The organism is Streptomyces sp. NPDC001717 (assembly GCF_042892775.1).
Lineage (GTDB): Bacteria > Actinomycetota > Actinomycetes > Streptomycetales > Streptomycetaceae > Streptomyces.
This window is the reverse complement of record NZ_JBIAUK010000005.1, coordinates 188,494-204,351: the sequence shown is the minus strand read 5'-3', so window position 1 is coordinate 204,351 and position 15,858 is coordinate 188,494. Positions and strand designations below refer to the sequence as shown.

At 73.7% G+C, this 15,858-nt stretch carries 14 protein-coding genes; 5 read left to right on the top strand and 9 right to left on the bottom strand.

The features are described 5' to 3' along the window. Position 1: 1 nt before the first annotated feature. Positions 2-448, bottom strand: coding sequence for a cupin domain-containing protein (locus tag ACFYZL_RS12250; RefSeq protein ID WP_384747664.1), 447 nt, complete (start codon positions 446-448; stop codon positions 2-4). Between the two features lie 139 nt (positions 449-587). Here ACFYZL_RS12250 and ACFYZL_RS12245 point away from each other — a divergent pair, with 139 nt between their 5' ends. Then, the gene (locus ACFYZL_RS12245) at positions 588-1,244 is read left to right on the top strand and encodes a DUF2293 domain-containing protein (protein ID WP_384747661.1); all 657 of its coding nucleotides are present in this window, start codon (positions 588-590) and stop codon (positions 1,242-1,244) included. Here ACFYZL_RS12245 and ACFYZL_RS12240 read toward each other — a convergent pair. After that, positions 1,231-1,944 carry a chaplin gene (locus ACFYZL_RS12240; protein WP_384747659.1) on the bottom strand — a complete coding sequence of 238 codons (714 nt, stop codon included), beginning with the start codon at positions 1,942-1,944 and terminating at the stop codon, positions 1,231-1,233. The genes ACFYZL_RS12245 and ACFYZL_RS12240 overlap by 14 nt on opposite strands. A 128-nt stretch (positions 1,945-2,072) precedes the next feature. Between ACFYZL_RS12240 and ACFYZL_RS12235 the strand changes: the two genes are divergently transcribed. Then, the gene (locus ACFYZL_RS12235; protein ID WP_384747656.1) at positions 2,073-2,621 is read left to right on the top strand and encodes a hypothetical protein; all 549 of its coding nucleotides are present in this window, start codon (positions 2,073-2,075) and stop codon (positions 2,619-2,621) included. On the opposite strand, the gene ACFYZL_RS12230 is transcribed toward ACFYZL_RS12235, so the two are convergent. Together ACFYZL_RS12230 and ACFYZL_RS12225 are read right to left on the bottom strand one after the other, a co-directional pair. Then, positions 2,602-3,807: an SWIM zinc finger family protein gene (locus ACFYZL_RS12230; RefSeq protein WP_384747653.1), complete on the bottom strand. Its 1,206-nt coding sequence runs from the start codon at positions 3,805-3,807 to the stop codon at positions 2,602-2,604. The two genes, ACFYZL_RS12235 and ACFYZL_RS12230, sit on opposite strands and share 20 nt — an antisense overlap. Then, the gene (locus ACFYZL_RS12225; protein WP_388678413.1) at positions 3,804-6,632 is read right to left on the bottom strand and encodes a DEAD/DEAH box helicase; all 2,829 of its coding nucleotides are present in this window, start codon (positions 6,630-6,632) and stop codon (positions 3,804-3,806) included. The genes ACFYZL_RS12230 and ACFYZL_RS12225 overlap by 4 nt, the downstream gene beginning before the upstream one ends. A 174-nt stretch (positions 6,633-6,806) precedes the next feature. On the opposite strand from ACFYZL_RS12225, the gene ACFYZL_RS12220 reads away from it, so the two are divergent. After that, entirely contained in the window at positions 6,807-7,073 is a 267-nt protein-coding gene (locus tag ACFYZL_RS12220) for a DUF6343 family protein (RefSeq protein WP_384747647.1), read from the top strand. A 99-nt stretch (positions 7,074-7,172) separates the two neighbouring features. Here ACFYZL_RS12220 and ACFYZL_RS12215 read toward each other — a convergent pair whose 3' ends face one another. The 4 genes from ACFYZL_RS12215 to rpsA all read right to left on the bottom strand — a co-directional run bounded on the left by ACFYZL_RS12215 (position 7,173) and on the right by rpsA (position 10,957). Beyond that, a complete protein-coding gene (locus tag ACFYZL_RS12215) occupies positions 7,173-7,556 on the bottom strand; it encodes a tetratricopeptide repeat protein (RefSeq protein WP_384747644.1) in 384 nt (127 codons plus the stop codon). A gap of 101 nt (positions 7,557-7,657) precedes the next feature. Further along, positions 7,658-8,263 (bottom strand): dephospho-CoA kinase, encoded by a 606-nt coding sequence (gene coaE, locus ACFYZL_RS12210; protein ID WP_384747641.1) that lies wholly within the window; start codon positions 8,261-8,263, stop codon positions 7,658-7,660. Between the two features lie 83 nt (positions 8,264-8,346). Continuing rightward, a complete protein-coding gene (locus tag ACFYZL_RS12205) occupies positions 8,347-9,285 on the bottom strand; it encodes a PAC2 family protein (RefSeq protein ID WP_384747638.1) in 939 nt (312 codons plus the stop codon). Between the two features lie 163 nt (positions 9,286-9,448). Beyond that, positions 9,449-10,957 (bottom strand): 30S ribosomal protein S1, encoded by a 1,509-nt coding sequence (gene rpsA, locus ACFYZL_RS12200; RefSeq protein ID WP_327413389.1) that lies wholly within the window; start codon positions 10,955-10,957, stop codon positions 9,449-9,451. A 396-nt stretch (positions 10,958-11,353) separates the two neighbouring features. On the opposite strand from rpsA, the gene ACFYZL_RS12195 reads away from it, so the two are divergent. Further along, positions 11,354-12,235: a class I SAM-dependent methyltransferase gene (locus tag ACFYZL_RS12195; protein ID WP_384747635.1), complete on the top strand. Its 882-nt coding sequence runs from the start codon at positions 11,354-11,356 to the stop codon at positions 12,233-12,235. Positions 12,236-12,239: 4 nt separating this feature from the next. Next, on the top strand, positions 12,240-14,879 hold the full coding sequence (locus ACFYZL_RS12190) for an ATP-dependent RNA helicase (RefSeq protein ID WP_388678407.1): 2,640 nt from the start codon (positions 12,240-12,242) through the stop codon (positions 14,877-14,879). Here the strand turns inward: ACFYZL_RS12190 and ACFYZL_RS12185 are convergent. After that, the gene (locus ACFYZL_RS12185) at positions 14,869-15,849 is read right to left on the bottom strand and encodes a DUF3068 domain-containing protein (RefSeq protein WP_384746513.1); all 981 of its coding nucleotides are present in this window, start codon (positions 15,847-15,849) and stop codon (positions 14,869-14,871) included. The genes ACFYZL_RS12190 and ACFYZL_RS12185 overlap by 11 nt on opposite strands. Positions 15,850-15,858: the final 9 nt, after the last annotated feature.

The window sequence follows — 15,858 nt, the reverse complement described above, 5'->3', positions numbered from 1 at the left end:
GTCAACGGCAGCAGGCCGCCCCGGTGACCCCCGGTGGGGGCGGGGTGGGTATGGCGAAGGGGGCGCCCGCCGGGAGTGCGGGGGTGATGTGGAGGACGACCGGTTCGGAGCCGAGGTTGTGGCCCAGGTGGATGTGGTCGATGCCGGCGGGTTCCACGAAGGCGGTTCCCGCCGGGTGTATCTCGACCGTCCCGTCGGACAGGACCCGGGTCAGGGTCCCCGCCAGGACCACGGCGTCCAGCGGGACCCGGTGGAAGTGCCAGCCGGTGCAGCCGCCCGGCGGGATGACGACCTCCCGGGCCCGGCCCGGATTCTTCGCCCTGGCCTTCGACCGCGGATTCGCCTTCGGCTTCGGCTGTGCCCTCGCCTGTGACTTCGGCTGCGGCTTCGGTTTCGGTCTGGGGGTGGTCGTACGGGGCTTCGCGGCCCTCACCTGCAGTGCACGCATGTACCCCTCCTCCGTGGACCGCTGGTGGGCCACCGCATCACGGTAGGAGGGAGCCACGGAGTCGAGGAGAGATTGCGGAAACGTCAACCGCCGCCCCTCGTCAGGTGATATGAGGACCCAACGGCGGTATCACACCTGCATGAGCCTGGTGGTGTTCGAGTCCGCGAAGCAGATCCACTGTGCGGAGTGCCGGCAGGGGCCGTTGCGGCACCTCGTCCGGGAGGCCGGCGTGCCGCGCTGCCTGGACTGCGCGGATCTCGGACACCTGGTGTACCTGCCGCGCGGGGACGCCGCGCTCACCCGCCGCTCCCGCGAGGCCAGTTCGCTCTCCGCCGTCGTCGTCCGCTTCAACAAGCGCCGCCGCCGCTACGAACGGCAGGGCCTGTTCGTCGAGGACGCCGCGCTGGCGCGCGCGGAACGCGCCTGCCTCGTGGACTCCGAGGCGCGGGCCCGGCGCCGGGAGCGTGACCGGGTGCGGCGTGCGGCCGAGGACACCCGGTTCACGGCGGCTTTCGCCGCCGAGATCGTGCGGCTGTTCCCCGGCTGCCCGGCCGACCGGGCCGTGGCGATCGCGACGCACGCCTCGCTGCGCGGTAGCGGCCGGGTGGGCCGCACCGCGGCGGGTCGGGCCCTCGACGAACTGGCGGTCACCGTCGCGGTGCGGGCCGCCGTGCGGCACACCGACACCGAGTACGACGCCCTGCTGATGGCGGGGGTACCGCGGTTCGCGGCCCGGGCCCGACTGGCCCCGCGGATCGACGCGATCCTGGACGGCTGGCGGATCAGGCCTGGTTGAGGCGGAAGCGGCGGTAGAGGAGCACGCCTCCGAGGAGCAGGGCCCCGCCGCCGGGCAGCAGGTAGCCGACGCCGTCGGAGCCGGTGTGGGCGAGCGCTCCGCTGTGGCCCTGCGGGACCTGCGACACCGGCGGGACCTGCGGGGCGGGCGGAACCTGCGGGGCCGGCGGGGTCACGGGCGGCTGCGTCACGGGCGGCGGGGTGGGGACGGCTTCGCCGGGCGTCCCGCCGTTGACGGAGGTGTTCCCGTGGACGGGGTTGCCGATGCCCACGACGTTGACGGAGTTCCCGCTGACGTTCAGCGGGAGGTCGATCGGCAGCTGGATGCCGTTGCCCGAGAGCACGCCGGGCGAATCCTTTCCACGCCCATCGGCCGACGCGCCCCCTCCTGCCCCCGTTTTCGATGATGGGTGCGAGGGCCGTGGCTCCGGATTCCCGCCACCGCCACCGGGCGCGCCGTTGGCACAGCGGTTGCCGGCCGCGGAGTTGAGTACGCCGACCACGCTGACGGTGTTCCCGCACACGTTCACCGGGACGTTCACGGGCAACTGCACCAGGTTCCCGGACAGCAGCCCCGGCGAGCGTTCGGCCCGGCCCGCCGCGTCCGCATCGGCGTGGGCGAAACCGCTCACACCCGCGACCGCCAGCCCACCTCCCGCGACCACCGCCGCGATCAAACCGTTTCGACGACTGTGACGCATCAGATTTCCCTGCTTTCCGGAGGAGTTCGCGGGCGCTGCACCCACACCGGAGACAACGCTTCGAACCCATACGGGTTATAGAGCCGGTAGGCATTTCACTCCATCGTGTACTGGGTAGTGCCTACTTCATGACCGATCGACCCGTGCTCCTCCTCGATGTGGACGGCCCGCTCAACCCGTTCCGCTCGCTCAGCGCCGGCCTGCGCGGCTACACGACCCACCGGATGCGCCCGGACGTCTGGCTCGCCTACCGCGACCCCGACTCCCGCAAGGCCCGCCGCGGCGCCCGCGTCCGCCTCCACCCCTCCCACGGGGCCCGGTTGCTGGCCCTGCCCTTCGAACTCACCTGGGCCACCGCCTGGACCCACCAGGCCAACACGCTGATCGCACCGCACATCGGACTGCCCGGTGATCTGCCCGTGGTCGAATGGCCGGAACTCTTCGTGGACGATCCGGACGGCCTCTCCTGGAAGACCCGGGCCCTCGTCGACTGGGCGGCCGGTCGCCCCTTCGCCTGGGTCGACGACATGATCACCCCCCGCGACCGCGAGTGGGTCGCCGCCCACCACCCCGCCCCGGCCCTCCTCCTGCGCATCCACCCCCGCCACGGCCTGCGCGACCGCGACTTCACCACCTTGACCCGCTGGGCGGCGGGGCTCAGCCCAGCAGCGCGGTGACCGGGTCCGGGGACGGCGGGCCCATCGGCCACCAGTCCTCGCCCACGAGTCGGGACTCGTAGGGGTACCAGAGGGCGTCGCGGCCGAGGCGGAGCTGGCGGTCGTCGCGGGTGAGGCGGTTGCGCTCGGGACGGAAGGAGCCCTGGTCCGCGGCGAGGAGGGCGGGGCGGGCGCGGTCGAAGGGGCCCGCCGGAGGGTCCCAGGGCTCTTCGAGGACGGCGAGGGCGGGGCGGCCGCCCTGGCGCCAGGCCGCGGCGGCCCGTGCGAGGTCGGTGGTGGTCCGGCCGGTGGCGCGGGCCAGGTCCCGGTAGAGGGTGCGCGCGGCCCCCGTGAGGCCGGCCGTGGGGTGCACGGAGGCCAGCCGGACGGCGTCCTGCCACAGGGTGAGCCCCTCGATCGGGTCCTCCCCGGTGGTGAGCAGGGCCAGGGCGCGGGCGGCCGCATCGGAGGCGAGCTGGTCCAGAGCGAGTGGGTCCGGGCCACCGGGCTCGGCCGGGTAGGCGGGCGGCAGCCCCACGGCGGCGGGCGTGGCGAGCGGCGCGGGCAGCGGCGGCAGGCCGGTGCGCGCGAGCGCCTCCCGCGCCGGAACGCCGGGGAAGTCCGGGGCGGAGTCGGGCTGTTCACGCGCGGCGTGGGCGGCGCTGCGGCGGCCGAGCTCGTCGAGCAGCTCCCGCTCTCCCCGGCCGCGCAGGAGCAGCAGCACGAACGGGTCCGCGTCGAGGAGGCGGGCCGCCCGGTAGCAGAGCGCCGCCGCGTGCTTGCACGGCGGACGTCCGTGGTCCGGGCAGGAGCAGCGCGGGACGAGCTCGCCCGCACCGGGCAGCACGCGATCCGCGAGCGACTGCGGTACCTCCCGCTCCAACAGCGCGGCGAGCGCCGCCGGATCGGCCGCCACGGCCTCCAGGAGCTCCCTCCACCGCGCGCCGTCGAGGGCGGGCAGGGACAGCTCGGTGCGGTACGGGCGGGCCCTGCTGCCCCGCACGTACGCCACGATCCTGCCGGGGGTGACGGTGACCGCCTCGACGTGCCCGTCCTCGGCGTACGAACGGCCCCGGGCCAGGCGGGCCGCGTCGGAGGAGGTCCCTTCGAGGGCCGACACCCAGGCCCGCCCCCACCAGCTGACGGCTTCCACCCCGGCCGGCACGGTCTCGAAGGTGCGACGGCGGTCGTCGCGCGCGGTGATCATTCCGGCCTCCGGAGGGACACGAGGTCGGCGAGCTCGCGGTCGGTCAGCTCGGTCAACGCCGCCTCGCCCGAACCGAGTACGGCCTCGGCCAGCGCCCGCTTCGCCTCCAGCATTTCCGCGATCCGGTCCTCGACGGTGCCTTCGGCGATGATCCGGTGGACCTGCACGGGCTGCGTCTGGCCGATCCGGTAGGCGCGGTCGGTGGCCTGTTCCTCCACCGCCGGGTTCCACCAACGGTCGAAGTGGATGACGTGCCCGGCGCGGGTGAGGTTCAGCCCGGTGCCGGCCGCCTTGAGGGAGAGCAGGAAGACGGGGACCTCGCCCGCCTGGAACCGGTCCACGAGCTCCTCGCGGCGCGCCACCGGCGTCCCGCCGTGGAGCAGTTGGTGCGCGATCCCCCGGGCGGTCAGGTGCCGCTCGATGAGCCGGGCCATCGTCACGTACTGGGTGAAGACCAGCACCGACCCGCCCTCGGCGAGGATCGTGTCCAGCAACTCGTCCAGCAGGGCGAGCTTTCCCGAGCGGTGCGGGATCCGGGGCTGCTCCTCCCGCAGGTACTGCGCGGGGTGGTTGCAGATCTGCTTGAGCGAGGCCAGCAACTTCATGATCATGCCGCGGCGTTCCATGCCCTCGCTCGCCTCGATCACGGCCATCGCCTCGTCCACCGCGGCCCGGTACAGCGAGACCTGTTCGCGGGTGAGGGAGACCGGATGGTCGGTCTCCGTCTTCGGCGGCAGCTCGGGGGCGATGCCCGGATCGGACTTCTTGCGGCGCAGCAGGAAGGGACGCACCAGGGCCGCGAGCCGGGCGACCGCCGCCTCGTTCCCGCCGTCCTCCTCCTGCTGGTGCTCCACCGGGCGGGCGTGGCGCGCCCGGAAGGTGGTGAGCGGACCCAGCAGCCCCGGCGTCGTCCAGTCGAGCAGCGCCCACAGCTCGGACAGGTTGTTCTCCACCGGGGTACCGGTCAGCGCCACCCGGGCCGGCGCCGGAACGGTGCGCAGCGCCTTCGCCGTCGCCGAATGCGGGTTCTTGACGTGCTGGGCCTCATCGGCGACGACCATGCCCCAGCTCTGCTCGGCCAGCAACGGTGCGCTGGCACGCATCGTCCCGTACGTGGTGAGCACGAACCCGCCCTCGGGCGCCGTCAGGTCGTCGAGGCTGCGACCGCCGCCGTGGAAGCGGCGCACGGGCGTGCCGGGGGCGAACTTCTCGATCTCCCGCTGCCAGTTGCCGAGCAGCGAGGCCGGGCACACCACGAGCGTCGGCTCGGGACGGCCGCGGTGCAGGTGCAGCGCGATCAGCGTGACGGTCTTGCCCAGGCCCATGTCGTCGGCGAGGCAACCGCCCAGCCCCAGGGAGGTCATCAGGTCCAGCCAGGCCAGGCCGCGCGCCTGGTAGTCGCGCAGGGTGGCCTTGAGCGCGGCGGGCTGCGGCAGCAGGGCCGACTCCCCCGTCAGCCGCTCCCGCAGGGCGGCCAGCACCCCCACCGGGACGGCCTCCACCGGCTCTCCGTCGACCTCGGCCGTCCCCGTCAGCACGGTGGCCAGCGCGTCGACCGGGTCGAGCAGGCCGAGCTGTCGTTTGCGGGCCTTGCGCACCAGCTCCGGATCGACCCGCACCCACTGGTCCCGCAGGCGGACGACCGGTCGGTGCGCCTCGGCGAGGGCGTCCATCTCGCCCGGGGTCAGCCGGTCGCCGCCCAGCGCCAGTTCCCAGGAGAAGTCGAAGAGGTGGTCGGCGTCGAAGAATGCGGTGCCGTCGGTGGCGGATCCGGGGGCCGTGGACCGTACGACGGCGGTCGCGGACAACGTACGAGCCAGTTCGCGCGGCCAGTGGACCAGGACCCCGGCGCCCGCCAGCCGGCTCGCGGCCACCCCGAGGAGGTCTTCGAGCTCCGGGTCGGACAGGGCGAGGGCATCGGGAACGGGCTGGTCCAGCAGGCGCAGCAGCGGCGGCCAGACGCGGGCGGCCCGGCGCAGCGCGAGCACGGCGTCGATCCGGGCGCGCGGTCCGAACCCGGCGGCCGCGGTGCCCGCCCACAGCTGCGCGGCATCGGCGACCAGGGTCGGGTCGGCGAGGCTGTGCACCTGCACGACGGCGGCTCCGGCGCGGCGCGCGTCCTCTTCCGCCGCCTCGTCGAAGAGGGCGAAGGAGGACAGGTCGAGCCGGAGCGAGATCCCGACGCCCGTGTCGGCGCCGGCCGCGACCTGGGCGGCCCATTCCTCCATCCCGGCCACCTGCTGCGGCTCCCGGGCGGCGAACGGCCGGCCGGCGGCCACGGCGGCCGCCGGGGTGCGGGGCAGGCTGTCGGCGACGGCGTCGAGGAAGGCCCGGACCAGCGCCTCCGGCTCGGGCAGCAGGAGCGGGCGGCTGCCCGCCAGCGGTGTCGCGTACCCCTCGTACGGCAGCGCTGCCGCGACCGCGCGGAGGTGGTCGACATCGGCGGCGTCGAGCGGCCCGGCACGCCAGGCGTCGACGCCCTCGGGGGTGAGACCGGGCAGCAGGCGGCCGCGCGCCGCCAGCGAGAGGGCCTGCACGGCGGCGGTGCCCCAGGCCCGCGTGGCGGGATGCGCGGCCCGACTCCGGGCCGCCCGCGCCAGCAACGGCAGGGCCGAGGCCACGGAGAAGGTCACCGCGGGCACCGTCCGACCGCGGACGCCGTCACCGTGCGGACGCACGACGCAGAGCGGTGTCGGCGTACCCATCGCGGGCAGGGGGTCGCCGTCGGGTGCCCAGAAGGCGACCCGGCCCTCGCGGGGGACGGCGGCGGGCAGGAAGACGGCGGCGTGCCGCAGCAGAGCCTGCGCGGACGTCTGTGACGTCATGCGTCCCCCTCCCCCGGTCGATGTCTGACGGAAACCCTCTGCCGTCGAGTCTAGGCAAGACCACTGACAACGCCTCTGACCTGCGGATCACCGAGGGAGAGCAGGCGTCGGGGAGGGGAGGCGCCGCACCTGCCGCGCCTCTGGTGGGACCATGGAACCGAGAGGCGATGAGCGATGGTCGTGCGTTCCGGAAACGAGCCGGTGACCGCCCGCAGTCCGCTGCGGCTGCGGTTCTGGCTGAGCCTGTGGGGGCTGGTCTGGAGCGCCGCCGGGGCCACCGCCTTCTCGCTGGTCGGCCGTGTCGGATGGGCGGCGGCCTGCGCGGTGGTCTTCGTACTGGCGGCGGTGGACATGATCGTCGTCATCCGGCACATCCACCAGGGCCCGCACTACCAGCCGGGCCGGAACATCCCCCCGTACGAACCGCCGAGCGGCCGCTGAGGCTCGACCCTCGCAGCGGGGCGCGGCGTTCGAAACGGGGCGCGGCCTTCGAAGCGGGGCCCGACCTTCGAAGCGGGGCGCGGCCTTCGAAGCGGAGGCTCAGTCCTCGAAGCGGGCCGCTTCCAGGTACTCGGGCTGCGGGTCGAGCGCCGCCGCCAGCCGGAAGTGCTTGCGGGCCTGGTCGTGGCGGCCGGAGCGCTCATGGGTGCGGGCCAGCGCGAAGTGCGCGAAGGCGTTGTCCGGCTCCCGCTCCAGCACGAGCTCGAACTCCAGCTCCGCCGGCCTCAGTTGGGCCGCCGCGAAGAAGGCGCGGGCCCGCAGCAGTCGGGCCGCCGTGTTCTCCGGGTGGGCGGCTATGACCGAGTCGAGCAGCTTGACCGCGCCGCGCGGGTCGCGGGCGGCGAGGAGTTGCTCGGCGGCCCGGTAGTCGATGACGTGGGTCTCGGGGCTGCTGGGCGGCGTGGGGCGCGTGGACTCGGACACGGATGGATCCTTCCCTCTACGGGCGCGTTCAACGCCCCCGCCCCGACCGCTATTCCATGCACACGTCAGCCGATGCGGGCCGGCGCCGACTCGGGCGGCTCCTACCTCGTCGCCGCCGCCCGCTCCGTGAGTTCCTCCCACACCTTGCGCACCTGCGGTTCGAGCGCCTCCAGCGGCCCGTCGTTGTCGATGACGAGGGTCGCCACCGCCAACCGCTGCTCTCGGCCGGCCTGTGCGGCCATCCGGGCCTTCGCCTCGGCTTCCGGCATTCCGCGCAGTGCGGTGAGCCGCGCCAGCTGGGTCTCCGGCGCCGCGTCCACCACGATCACCAGGTCGTAGAGCGGCGCCAGGCCGTTCTCCGTGAGCAGGGGTACGTCGTGCACCACGATCGCGTCCGCTCCCGCGGCGGCCTCCAGCTCGGCCGACCGGGTCCCGACCAGCGGGTGCACGATCGCGTTCAGCGTCTGGAGCTTCGCCGGGTCCGCGAAGACAACGGAACCGAGCTTCGGCCGGTCCAGCGTGCCCTCCGGGGTCAACACCGACTCCCCGAACGCCGCCACGACGGCCGCGAGCCCGGGCGTGCCCGGCTCCACGACCTCCCGTGCGATGCGGTCGGCGTCCACGACGACCGCCCCGTACCCCGCCAGCAGTCGAGAGACCTCGCTCTTGCCGGCACCGATTCCGCCCGTCAGGCCCACCTTCAGCATGCCCGCAGCCTAGCCCCCGCCCGTGCCGGGCCCACAGCCCCCTGCACCGCCGGCTCCTGCACCGCCGCCCCTCGGCGGCCCGCTCAGCCCTCGCCCTCGCGCTCCGCCAGGAACCGCTCGAACTCGCGGCCGATCTCGTCCGCCGACGGGATCTCGGCCGGTTCGGCGATCATGTTGCCCCTGGTCTCGGCGCCGGCGGCCGCGTCGAACTGGTGCTCCAGCCCCTGCACCAGGTTGACGAGCTCCTCGTCGCCCTCGCGGATCTGCCGGTCGATCTCCGTCTGCGTACGGTGCGCCTCGGTCCGCAGCGCGTGCGCCACCGCCGGCAGGACCAGCCCGGTCGCCGCCGTGATCGCCTCCAGCGCCGTCAGCGCCGCGTCCGGGTAGGAGGAACGGGCCACGTAGTGCGGAACGTGCGCGGCGACGCCCAGCACGTCGTGCCCGGCCTGGGCCAGCCGGAACTCGACGAGCGACTCGGCGCTGCCCGGGACCTGCGCCTCGTCGAAGGGGCTGCGGTGGCCCGGCATGAGGTCGGTCCGGTTGCCGTGCGGGGTGATGCCGACGGGACGGGTGTGCGGGACGCCCATCGGGATGCCGTGGAAGTTGACCGAGAGGCGCACGCCGAGGCGCTCGACGATCTGCCGGACGGCGACGGCGAAGCGCTCCCACTCCACGTCCGGCTCCGGGCCGGAGAGCAGCAGGAAGGGGGCTCCGGTGGCGTCCTGGACGAGCCGGACCTCCAGCCGGGGCTCCTCGAACTCGGTCCAGTGGTCGCGCTTGAAGGTCAGCAGGGGGCGGCGGGCCCGGTAGTCCACCAGCCGGTCGGCGTCGAAGCGGGCCACCACCTGGTGGGGCAGGGTGTCCAGGAGCCGCTCGACGATCTGCTCGCCGGTCTCACCGGCGTCGATGTACCCCTCGAAGTGGTACAGCATGACCAACCCGGCCGAGTCCTGGGCGAGCGCCAGGTCGGCCACCGCCAGGCCCTTGGCGTCCCATTCGTACAACCCCTGTGGATCGAGCACCGTCACCACTCCTCCCTCGCTGCGTTCTCTGGAAAGAACGTCCAAGAGGGCCCCGCCATTCCCCAGTTGGCAACGAAGTGAGGCCCGCCCCCCGAAGGGGACGGGCCTCACCTTTCAACTCAACCAGCTCGGCTCACGCCCGGGGGCGTGGTGCGCGCTGCGATCAGCTCTGGCCGCCGGCCAGCTTCTCGCGGAGCGCGGCCAGGGCCTCGTCCGACGCCAGGGCGCCGGAGGTCTCGTCCGACTCCGAGGAGTACGAACCACCCGAGATGCCCGCACCGGCGTTGCCACCGGCGGCCGGGGCGGCAGCGCCCTCGGCGGCAGCGGCCTCGTCGGCCTCGCGGCTCTTGATGACCTGGGCCTGGTGCTGCTCGAAGCGCTGCTGCGCCTCGGCGTACTGGGTCTCCCAGGCCTCGCGCTGCTTCTCGTAGCCCTCGAGCCAGTCGTTGGTCTCGGGGTCGAAGCCCTCGGGGTAGATGTAGTTGCCCTGGTCGTCGTAGGACGCGGCCATGCCGTACAGGGTCGGGTCGAACTCGACCGACGCCGGGTCGGCACCGAAGGACTCGTTGGCCTGCTTCAGCGACAGCGAGATCCGGCGACGCTCGAGGTCGATGTCGATGACCTTGACGAAGATCTCGTCGTTGACCTGGACGACCTGCTCCGGGATCTCCACGTGGCGCTCGGCCAGCTCGGAGATGTGGACCAGACCCTCGATGCCCTCGTCCACGCGGACGAACGCACCGAACGGAACCAGCTTGGTGACCTTACCCGGGACGACCTGACCGATCTGGTGGGTCCGGGCGAACTGCTGCCACGGGTCTTCCTGCGTCGCCTTCAGCGACAGGGAGACGCGCTCGCGGTCCATGTCGACGTCGAGGACCTCGACGGTGACTTCCTGGCCGACCTCGACAACCTCGGACGGGTGGTCGATGTGCTTCCAGGACAGCTCGGAGACGTGGACGAGACCGTCGACGCCACCCAGGTCCACGAAGGCACCGAAGTTGACGATCGAGGAAACGACGCCGGAGCGGACCTGACCCTTCTGCAGGGTGGTGAGGAACGTCTGGCGAACCTCGGACTGGGTCTGCTCGAGCCAGGCACGGCGGGACAGGACCACGTTGTTGCGGTTCTTGTCCAGCTCGATGATCTTCGCCTCGAGCTCCTTGCCCACGTAGGGCTGGAGGTCGCGGACACGGCGCATCTCGACGAGAGAGGCCGGGAGGAAGCCGCGGAGGCCGATGTCGAGGATGAGACCACCCTTGACGACCTCGATGACGGTACCGGTGACGATGCCGTCTTCTTCCTTGATCTTCTCGATCGTGCCCCAGGCACGCTCGTACTGAGCGCGCTTCTTGGACAGGATCAGACGGCCTTCCTTGTCCTCCTTCTGGAGAACCAGGGCCTCGATCTCGTCGCCGACCTTGACGACCTCGTTCGGGTCGACGTCGTGCTTGATCGAGAGCTCGCGGCTCGGGATCACGCCTTCGGTCTTGTAACCGATGTCGAGCAGGACCTCGTCCCGGTCGACCTTCACGATGACGCCGTCGACGATGTCGCCGTCGTTGAAGTACTTGATCGTCTCGTCGATCGCGGCGAGGAAGGCTTCCTCGTTACCGATGTCGTTGACCGCTACCTGCGGGGTGGTAGAGGTGGTCTCGGTGCTGCTCGTCATGTGGGAAAGGGCTCCGGTTACGGACAGAAAGTCGTAGGTACTGCTACGCCGGGAGCCCTTATCGGCATCTGCCGATGAAGCCGGACAGCCAAGGAAGCCCTTGATCCGCGCGAAGCGGGGAGGGCCTCGAAAACCGAGGGGACATCAACAGATGCAAGCGCAGCCTGCTAGGTCTGAGGAGCACAGGCTCGCAGCGCAACTTGTAGCATACGGGGGCCGCCGGACAGGGTCAATGCGCGAAGGCGCACACCCCCGGCGGATCGCCGCATATCCGGCACAATTCGTGTGCTGGGAGGGCGTGATGACTCTCCCGACACGTTTGCAGCAGCCACCCGGCGACGTCCGCCGCATACCACGGACGTGCACCGACATCCGCACACTACGACGACGGGCCCCATGAACCAAGAGGACTACGCCCCCGAAGACGCGTACGAGGCCGATCCGGGCTCCGCCCCCGACCCCGCCGACGCCTTCGACGACGCTTTCGACGACGCCGAGGCCACGCGCCGTGAGGCAGGCGAAGCGGAGAGCAGCCGGGCCAGCCGGGGCTGGTGGGACCGCAACGCGGACGAGTACCAGAGCGAGCACGGCGCCTTCCTCGGCGACGACCGCTTCGTGTGGGGGCCGGAGGGCCTGGACGAGGCGGACGCCGCCCTGCTCGGCCCGGCCGCCTCCCTCAAGGGCAAGGACGTCCTGGAGATCGGCGCCGGCGCGGCCCAGTGCTCGCGCTGGCTCGCCGCCCAGGGCGCCCGCCCGGTGGCCCTCGACCTCTCCCACCGCCAGCTCCAGCACGCCCTGCGCATCGGCGACGACGTCCCCCTCGTGGAGGCCGACGCCGGAAACCTGCCCTTCCGCGACGGCTCCTTCGACCTCGCCTGCTCCGCGTACGGGGCCGTCCCCTTCGTCGCCGACCCCGTGAACGTCATGCGCGAGGTCCACCGCGTCCTGCGCCCCGGGGGCCGCTGGGTCTTCTCCGTCACCCATCCCATCCGCTGGGCCTTCCCCGACGAGCCGGGGCCCGAGGGGCTGTCCGTCGCCGCCTCCTACTTCGACCGGACCCCTTACGTCGAGCAGGACGAGCAGGGCCGCGCCGTGTACGTGGAGCACCACCGCACCCTCGGCGACCGGGTCCGCGACGTGGTGGCGGGCGGTTTCCGCCTCCTCGACCTGGTCGAGCCGGAGTGGCCCGCCTGGAACGGCCAGGAGTGGGGCGGCTGGTCCCCGCTGCGCGGGAACCTGATCCCCGGTACGGCGATCTTCGTGTGCGAGAGGGCCTGATCCCTTGACCCGCCGGCCCTCCCGGCTCCGCCGGTCCGCGCTCGACTCCCTTCCCGTACGGGAGGCCGTGCCCGCGCTCGCCTCCGCCCTGGACGGGCACGGCGCGGCCGTGCTCTGCGCCCCGCCCGGCACCGGCAAGACCACGCTGGTCCCGCTGGCGCTGGCGGGCCTGGCCGGCGACGGGCCGCGGCGGCGGGTCGTGGTCGCCGAACCCCGGCGGATCGCCGCCCGGGCGGCGGCCCGGCGGATGGCGTGGCTGCTGGGCGAGTCCGTCGGCGGGTCCGTGGGCTTCACGGTGCGCGGGGAGCGGGTCGTGGGCCGCGACACCGTGGTCGAGGTGGTCACCACCGGTGTGCTGCTCCAGCGGCTCCAGCGGGACCAGGAGCTGGCCGGCGTGGACGTGGTCGTCCTGGACGAGTGCCACGAGCGGCACCTGGACGCCGACACCGTCGCCGCGTTCCTCGTCGACGTACGGGAGACCCTGCGGCCTGAGCTGCGGCTCGTGGCTGCGTCGGCGACCACGGACGCGGCCGGGTGGGCGCGCGTGCTCGGCGGGGCTCCGGTGGTGGAGGCGGCCGGGGTCTCGTACCCGGTGGAGACCGTGTGGGCGCCGCCGGCCCGGCCGGTGCGGCCGCCGCACGGGATGCGGGTGGATCCCGCGCTGCTGACGCACGTGGCGTCGGTGGTGCGGCGGGCGCTGGCGGAACGTTCCGGGGACGTGCTGTGCTTCCTGCCCGGGGTCGGGGAGATCTCCCGGGTCGCCGGCCTGCTGGGCGGGGTGGACGCGGAGGTGCTGCAGCTCCACGGCCGGGCCCCGGCGGCGGTGCAGGAGGCGGCGCTGACCGCCTCGGAGCGGCGCCGGGTGATCCTCTCCACGGCGGTGGCCGAGTCGAGCCTGACCGTTCCGGGGGTGCGGGTGGTCGTGGACTGCGGGCTGGCCCGCGAGCCCCGCGTGGACCACGCGCGGGGGCTGGGCGCGCTGGCGACCGTACGGGCTTCGCGCGCGGCGGGCCGCCAGCGGGCCGGGCGGGCGGGGCGTGAGGCGCCGGGCGCGGTGTACCGGTGCTGGGCCGAGGCGGAGGACGGGCGGCTGCCGGCCTTCCCCTCCCCGGAGATCCAGATCGCGGACCTGGCGCAGTTCGCCTTGCAGGCGGCGTGCTGGGGTGACCCGGACGCCTCGGGGTTGGCACTGCCCGACCCGCCGCCGGCCGGGGCGATGGCGGCCGCGCGGGAGGTTCTGGTGGCCGTCGGCGCGGTGGACCCCGCGGGGCGGCCGACCGGGCGGGGGCTGCGGATGGCGCGGCTCGGGCTGCACCCGCGGCTGGCGCGTGCGCTGCTGGACGGCGCCGAGGCGGTGGGGGCGCGGCGGGCGGCGGAGGTGGTGGCGCTGCTGAGCGAGGAGCCGCCGCGGGAGTACGGGGACGATCTGGCGGCCGCGTGGCGCGCGGCCCGTCGGGGCGGCGACGGCTACGCCCCGCGCTGGCGGGCGGAGGCCCGCCGCCTGGAGCGCGCCGCCCCGGACCCGGCGGGGGCTCCGCCCCCGAACCCCCGCTCCTCAAACGCCGGCGGGGCTGGATTTGCCGACGGCGGCGGGCAAGATCCAGCCCCTCCGGCGTTCGAGGAGCGGGGTCCGGGGCAGCGCCCCGGCAGCGGCGCCGCAGCCGACGACCTCGTCGCCGGGCTCGTCGCCGCGCTCGCGTTCCCCGAGCGGGTGGCCCGCGCCAAGAACGAGACGGCCTTCCTCATGGCCAACGGCACCGCCGCCGAGGTCGCGGAGGGATCCGCGCTGCGCACGATGCCCTGGCTGGCCGTGGCCGTCGCCGACCGGCCCCCGCATGCCGCCTCCGCGCGGATCCGGCTCGCCGCCGTCGTCGACGAGGCGACCGCCCGGGCCGCGGCCGGGCATCTGCTGACGGAGGGCGAGGAGGTCCGGTGGGAGGGAGGGGAGCTCGTCGCGCGGGCCGCCGAGCGGCTCGGGGCGATCGAGCTGGCCGTGCGTCCGCTGCGCGAGCCCGACCCGGCGCTCGTCCGGGCCGCCCTGCTCGACGGCCTGCGCGCCGAGGGGCTCGGGCTGCTGCGCTGGTCCGCGGACGCGCACGCGCTGCGGGCCCGGCTGGCCTTCCTGCACCGCACGCTCGGCGGCGCCTGGCCCGACGTACAGGACGACGACGCCCTGCTGGAGCGGGCCGACGACTGGCTGGAGCCCGAGCTGTCCCGTGCCCGGCGCCGCGCCGACCTGGGGCGGATCGACGCCGGGCAGGCCCTGAACCGGCTGCTGCCCTGGGCCACCGGCGAGGCCGCCCGCCTCGACGAGCTGGCCCCGGAGCGGCTGGAGGTGCCCAGCGGGTCCCGGATCCGGCTGGACTACGCGGCGGAGCACGGGCAGCCGGTGCTCGCGGTGAAGCTCCAGGAGCTGTTCGGGCTGGCCGAGACCCCGAAGGTGGCCGGCGTGCCGGTGCTCGTGCACCTGCTGTCGCCCGCCGGACGCCCCGCCGCCGTCACCGCCGACCTGGCCTCGTTCTGGCAGGGCGGCTACAAGGCCGTACGCGCCGAGCTGCGCGGCCGCTACCCCAAGCACCCGTGGCCGGAGGACCCGGCGACCGCCGAGCCCACCCGCCACACCAACGCCCGGCTCAGGCGCTGAGCCCGGGCGCCGGGTCCCGCAGCCGCCGGCCGCGGGCCTCCAGCCACAGGGCGAGGCCGAGCAGCACGAGCCCGCCGGCCGCCAGGCCGATCGGCGCGTACGTGTGGAGCGCGAGGACCTTCGTGCGGTTGGCGGCGACCAGGTCGAGCGTGTACGCGGCGTAGTCCTCGCGCATGGTCACGTGCCCGGCGAAGGCGGTGAGCTTGCCGTCGGGGCCACTGGCGGCGATGCCGCCGCGCATCTCCTGCTGGATGTCCTGCTCGGCGTTGACCGGCGCCCCGGTGACCGGGTCCACCCAGAACCGGGCCTTGACCGTGTACCAGAGGGTGGTGCCGGTGGCGGCCTCGATCGTGGAGGGGTCGATGCCCTCGATCGGCATCTTCTTGGGCATGGGGACCTTGGTCCACGGGACGGTCTGCTCGAAGAGGTAGACCTCCATGCCCCGGTAGGTGCGGGGGCCGACGTAGTGCATGGGCGACGAGGTGCGGGTCTGCGCGTCGAAGTACAGGTAGTCGCGCGGCTCGGTGAAGAACGGCCACTTGAACTCGATGCCCTCGCGCTTGACGGGGTCCCCGTCGACCATCTCGCCGGTGGCGTGCACCGGGGCCTGGGTGTGCGCGTCGAAGATGTAGCGCTCGGGGATCTGGGAGACCATCTTCCCGTCCGGGCCGATGATGTAGGACAGCGTGTCCCAGACGACCACGTCCTTGCCCGCGCCGGCCTCGATCTCCTTGGAGGCCTCGACGTTGCCCTTGAGGGTCTGGACGATGGTGACCTTGTCGACCTTCTTCGGCTGCATCCCGCCCGTGTAGTCGAGCAGGGTGGCGTCCTTCGCCTCCAGGACCATCTCCTGGTACTGCTCGGGCGGGATCTTGGCGAGCCGCGGGTACGCGTACCAGCGCAGCAGCGGCGCGAGGGCCGCGAAGAAGACCGCCAGGGCCAACAGGACAAGGCTCGCTCTGCGTCGCACGGCCGGGCC

Coding starts and splice junctions, on each gene's coding strand:
- ACFYZL_RS12250 (WP_384747664.1), bottom strand. CDS start 448: ATGCGTGCACTGCAGGTGAGGGCCGCGAAGCCCCGTACGACCACCCCC.
- ACFYZL_RS12245 (WP_384747661.1), top strand. CDS start 588: ATGAGCCTGGTGGTGTTCGAGTCCGCGAAGCAGATCCACTGTGCGGAG.
- ACFYZL_RS12240 (WP_384747659.1), bottom strand. CDS start 1,944: ATGCGTCACAGTCGTCGAAACGGTTTGATCGCGGCGGTGGTCGCGGGA.
- ACFYZL_RS12235 (WP_384747656.1), top strand. CDS start 2,073: ATGACCGATCGACCCGTGCTCCTCCTCGATGTGGACGGCCCGCTCAAC.
- ACFYZL_RS12230 (WP_384747653.1), bottom strand. CDS start 3,807: ATGATCACCGCGCGCGACGACCGCCGTCGCACCTTCGAGACCGTGCCG.
- ACFYZL_RS12225 (WP_388678413.1), bottom strand. CDS start 6,632: ATGACGTCACAGACGTCCGCGCAGGCTCTGCTGCGGCACGCCGCCGTC.
- ACFYZL_RS12220 (WP_384747647.1), top strand. CDS start 6,807: ATGGTCGTGCGTTCCGGAAACGAGCCGGTGACCGCCCGCAGTCCGCTG.
- coaE (WP_384747641.1), bottom strand. CDS start 8,263: ATGCTGAAGGTGGGCCTGACGGGCGGAATCGGTGCCGGCAAGAGCGAG.
- rpsA (WP_327413389.1), bottom strand. CDS start 10,957: ATGACGAGCAGCACCGAGACCACCTCTACCACCCCGCAGGTAGCGGTC.
- ACFYZL_RS12195 (WP_384747635.1), top strand. CDS start 11,354: ATGAACCAAGAGGACTACGCCCCCGAAGACGCGTACGAGGCCGATCCG.